This window comes from Acaryochloris sp. IP29b_bin.137 (assembly GCF_028285745.1).
Classification (GTDB): Bacteria; Cyanobacteriota; Cyanobacteriia; order Thermosynechococcales; family Thermosynechococcaceae; genus Acaryochloris.
Window position 1 is genome coordinate 1 of record NZ_JANQOP010000368.1, and the last position, 4,494, is coordinate 4,494.

A 4,494-nucleotide genomic window follows, 5' to 3' on the forward strand; every position below is an offset into this window, starting at 1 on the left:
ATAAACGGTTGTTGGTGCTAGTGATGAAGCTACAAAATCTTTCCCATGCGCTGGCGCTTTCGCGTCTTTGCAATACTGTTGTCATGGTTATGATTGCTGAAAATTATGAATGTGTATGAATTTAGAAGCTTTAAGATAAATCTTGATTAACTTCTCCACCGATTGTAACCAGTTTGTTTAAGAATGTAAACTTTTTAAGAATTTCTTAGGATTGAGGCAACGAAGGTCTATCCGGGGGGCCATCCTAAAGACCGCCCACCCAACAGGTGTAAATGGAGGTGATCCACCGTTTGGCCGCCGTCTTCTCCGTTATTAATCACAACGCGAAAACCGTTATCGAGCTTTTCCTGGGCCGCAATTTGCTGAACGACTTTTAAGAGATGGCCCAGAAGAGCCTGATCATTAGCGTCTGATTCGGATAAACGAGGGATGACTTTTTTGGGAATGACCAGAATATGGACCGGGGCCTGGGGGCTGATGTCACGGAATGCGATCGCAAGGTCGTCTTCATAAACAATATCTGCGGGAATTTCGCGACGAATAATCTTGCTAAAAATCGTCTCAGGCGCTTGACTCATAAGGACACTCATCCAGCCAATTGAATGGAATTTGAGTTCATCCTATGGGAGGTCTGCCCGAAAATTCAAATCTTTAGCCGTAGAGAATCATTCAGGCTCAAATTTCCCTCAGAGAAAGCCACCAGAAACGTGTACAGATAGTCAGCTGCAAAGTAGTATGGTAAAGCGCTGAAAACGTTCTAATGTAAAGGCATGTAAACGTTTAGGCGTGTTTCAAACTTTACGTAATTATGTCCGTAGAACGGGTAAGGAATAATGATGCATCCTCACTTGCAATCAGCTTTGGCTCAACGCCGCGCCATCAAGATTATCAGTGGCTTAAATAACTTCAATACTGCCCATGTCACTGCTGTAGTGCAAGCTGCTGAACAAGGTGGAGCCACTTTTGTCGATATCGCTGCAGATCCTGAGCTAATTCAAACCGTACGACAGTCCATCCGCTTACCGATTTGCGTGTCAGCCGTAGAGCCCGAAAAATTTGTAGAAGCAGTCTCTGCAGGGGCTGACCTCATCGAAATTGGTAACTTTGATAGCTTTTATGCTCAAGGACGCCAGTTTAGTGCCCCGGAAGTTCTAGAACTGACGCATCAAACCCGAGCCTTACTGCCCACGATTCCCTTATCAGTGACGGTTCCCCACATTCTAGAATTGGATCAACAGGTCCAATTGGCTCAAGAATTGGTCCAAGCAGGGGCCAACCTGATTCAAACAGAAGGCGGTACCAGTAGCGATCCAATTCACGCAGGCACGTTAGGATTGATGGAGAAAGCAGCCCCCACATTAGCTGCTGCCTATGAGATTGCCCGATCCGTTGATATTCCTGTGCTTTGTGCGTCCGGTTTATCGAATGTGACCGCTCCGCTGGCGATTGCTGCAGGGGCTTCGGGAATTGGGGTGGGATCCGCCGTTAATCGTCTTCATGACCCATTGGCAATGGTTGCAGCCGTCAGATGCCTAGTGGAATCGCTTCCACAAGCCGCAACTCGACCTGCAATTGGATAAATTAAATTGCCCTGCGCGGCATGATGAACAGTCTGCAACGGCGGCTGACTGCAATGTTTTGGCTGTTATCCCTCAGTCAAAACTTAGAATGCCTGACCCAGGGCATTGGGCGTAGTTCATGGAGTATAGATTATGAGAGCCGTACTCATGGCTGGTGGCGAAGGGACTCGGTTAAGACCGCTTACCTGCGATCTGCCCAAGCCGATGGTACCTATTCTCAATCGACCGATTGCTGAGCATATTGTTAATCTGCTCAAGCATCATCAGATCTACGAAATCATTGCGACGCTCTACTACCTCCCTGATGTGATGCGGGACTATTTCCGCGATGGGTCTGACTTTGGGGTACAGATGACCTATGGCATCGAAGAGGAGCAAGCTTTAGGAACGGCAGGGTGCGTTAAAAACATTTCCGCCCTATTAACAGATACGTTCCTCGTCATTAGCGGAGACTGCATCACCGATTTTGATCTGACCGCTGCTATTCAATTTCATCGGCAGAAAGGCTCCAAGGCTACATTAGTTCTAGCCCGAGTCCCAGACCCGATGGAATTTGGGGTAGTGATTACGGACGATCACCATCGGATTGGTCGCTTTCTGGAAAAGCCCTCCACGAGCGAGGTCTTTTCCGATACGGTCAATACTGGCATCTATATCCTTGAACCAGAGGTATTGGATTACCTCCCTAGCGATCAGCCAACCGACTTTTCTAAGGATCTGTTTCCTTTACTCCTGGAAAAAGGTGAACCCATGTTTGGCTACGTTGCTGAGGGCTATTGGTGCGATGTTGGCAGTTTAGATTCTTATCGAGAAGCTCAATATGACGCTTTGCAGGGGAATGTCCGCTTGGAATTTGCCTATCAAGAAATAAACCCAGGACTGTGGATGGGACAAAATGTTCACGTTGATCCAGAAGCTAAACTCCATCCCCCCATCCTGATTGGTGATAATTGTCGGATTGGGCCTCGGGCCAACATTGAAACTGGAACGGTTGTAGGCGATAACGTCACCATTGGTAGCGATGCGGATCTAAAACGTCCAATTATTTGGAATGGCGTTTTGATTGGAGAAGAAGCCCATCTGCGGGCCTGTGCGATTGCTCGGGGGGCCCGGGTGGATCGACGCACTCATGTCCTAGAAGGCGCAGTGGTTGGAGCGTTATCAACGGTGGGTGAAGAGGCTCAAGTCAGTCCAGGGGTGCGGGTGTGGCCCAGTAAACATATTGAGCCGGGGGCTACCCTCAATATCAACTTGATTTGGGGCAATACTGCGCCTCGAAACCTCTTTGGCCAGAGGGGCGTCGCCGGTTTAGCCAATGTAGATATTACCCCTGAGTTTGCTGTCAAATTAGGGGCAGCCTATGCCTCAACATTGAAGCCAGGATCACAGGTCACTGTTTCTCGCGATCAGCGCAGTATTTCCCGCATGGTCTCCCGATCATTGATTTCTGGCATCATGTCTGTGGGTGTCGATGTCCAAAATTTAGAAGCAACCGCCTTACCCATTGCTCGCTGTGTCCCCCGTGCCTCCATGGTAGTGGGTGGAGTACATGTTCGTATTCACCCTGATCGCTCTGACTTTATCCTGATTGAGTTTTTTGATGACCAGGGGATCAATATTTCCAAGGCAAAGGAAAAGAAAATTGAAGGGGCCTACTTTAAAGAAGATTTTCGGCGGGCTCCCATTGGAGAAATTGGTGGAATTACTTATCCCGGTGGCTTATTAGATGGCTATGCCCAAATTTTCGAAAAATGGCTCAATACAGCTGTTGTTCGGGAAGGTGACTTCAAGGTCGTCATCGATTATGTCTATGCTGTCTCAGGTGCAGTCTTGCCAAGATTACTCAGTAAGTTTGGCTGTGATGCGGTGGTTTTAAATGCCAGTTTGCGAACGAAAGGCCCCACGCCTGAACAGCGAGAAGAACTGCTCACCCAGTTGGGACCTGTGGTGGAAGCATTGAAGGCCAATTTTGGCGTCCAGGTTGCAGCGAATGGTGAGCAACTTCTATTGGTAGATGAAACTGGGAGTGCTATTCGAGGGGAACAATTGACCGCCTTGATGGTGGAAATTATTTTGACCGCCAATCCGAGAGGTGCTGTTGTAGTCCCCGTGCATACCTCAAGTGCCGTCGAACAAATTGCCCGCCGCCATGATGCCACTGTCATTCGAACCAAGGTCAATCCCACCGCTTTGATGGAAACCTGCCGCACCAACCCTAATGTAGTACTGGGGGGGAGTGCAGATACCGGCTTTATCTTTCCCCAACTCCATCCGGGGTTTGATGCCATGTTCTCCATTGCCAAGCTGATTGAGATGCTCACCCTACAACAAAAGTCGCTGGGTGAACTCAAAGCTGATTTGCCCCGCATTTTCCATCGCACTCAAACTGTGCGGTGCCCTTGGAATCGGAAAGGGGCCTTGATGCGCTATTTGGTGGAGACGCATCCTGCCGATACATTGGAACTGGTGGATGGCGTTAAGGTTATAGACCCAGCTTCCGATAATTGGACCTTAATTCTCCCAGATGCCAGTGAGCCCCTAGTCCATATTTTTGCCAATGGTGGCGATCGGGAATGGGTCGATGCCACCTTACGCGAGTATCGTCAGCGCATTCAAGAATTTACCGAGCGCGATCCAGATTTAGAAAACAATCTTGAGGAAAGCTGATCCCTTTATTTATTCTTGGTAGACTGCCTAAAGCTGCAGAATTTAAGATTAGCCCCAACCACTTGGGGCTTTATCTTAGTCAAACTTGTTATTCTGCTCGTAGAGGGCTGAAATCTCACCTAAATAAAAGATTTGAAGGATTAACCATATGAATACTTGTGTCTTAATGGCAGAGATTACCAAAGCCCCTCAACTGCGATATACCCAAGATGGACAAACTGCCATCTCCGAGATGTGGGTGCAGTTT

At 48.3% G+C, this 4,494-nt stretch carries 3 protein-coding genes and 1 pseudogene; 3 read left to right on the forward strand and 1 reads right to left on the reverse strand.

Translation table 11 applies throughout. From position 1 onward, the window contains the following. Positions 1–227: 227 nt before the first annotated feature. On the reverse strand, positions 228–578 hold the full coding sequence (locus Q0991_RS24730) for a histidine triad nucleotide-binding protein (RefSeq protein WP_299493704.1): 351 nt from the start codon (positions 576–578) through the stop codon (positions 228–230). A gap of 258 nt (positions 579–836) precedes the next feature. Here Q0991_RS24730 and Q0991_RS24735 point away from each other — a divergent pair, with 258 nt between their 5' ends. From Q0991_RS24735 to Q0991_RS24745, 3 genes and pseudogenes are all read left to right on the forward strand, one after another. Beyond that, positions 837–1,580: a DUF561 domain-containing protein gene (locus tag Q0991_RS24735; protein WP_299493706.1), complete on the forward strand. Its 744-nt coding sequence runs from the start codon at positions 837–839 to the stop codon at positions 1,578–1,580. A gap of 132 nt (positions 1,581–1,712) precedes the next feature. Beyond that, positions 1,713–4,247, forward strand: a complete 2,535-nt coding sequence (locus Q0991_RS24740) for a mannose-1-phosphate guanyltransferase (protein WP_299493708.1) — start codon at positions 1,713–1,715, stop codon at positions 4,245–4,247. A 148-nt stretch (positions 4,248–4,395) separates the two neighbouring features. Further along, a pseudogene (locus tag Q0991_RS24745) lies at positions 4,396–4,494 on the forward strand (single-stranded DNA-binding protein); the annotation flags it as partial.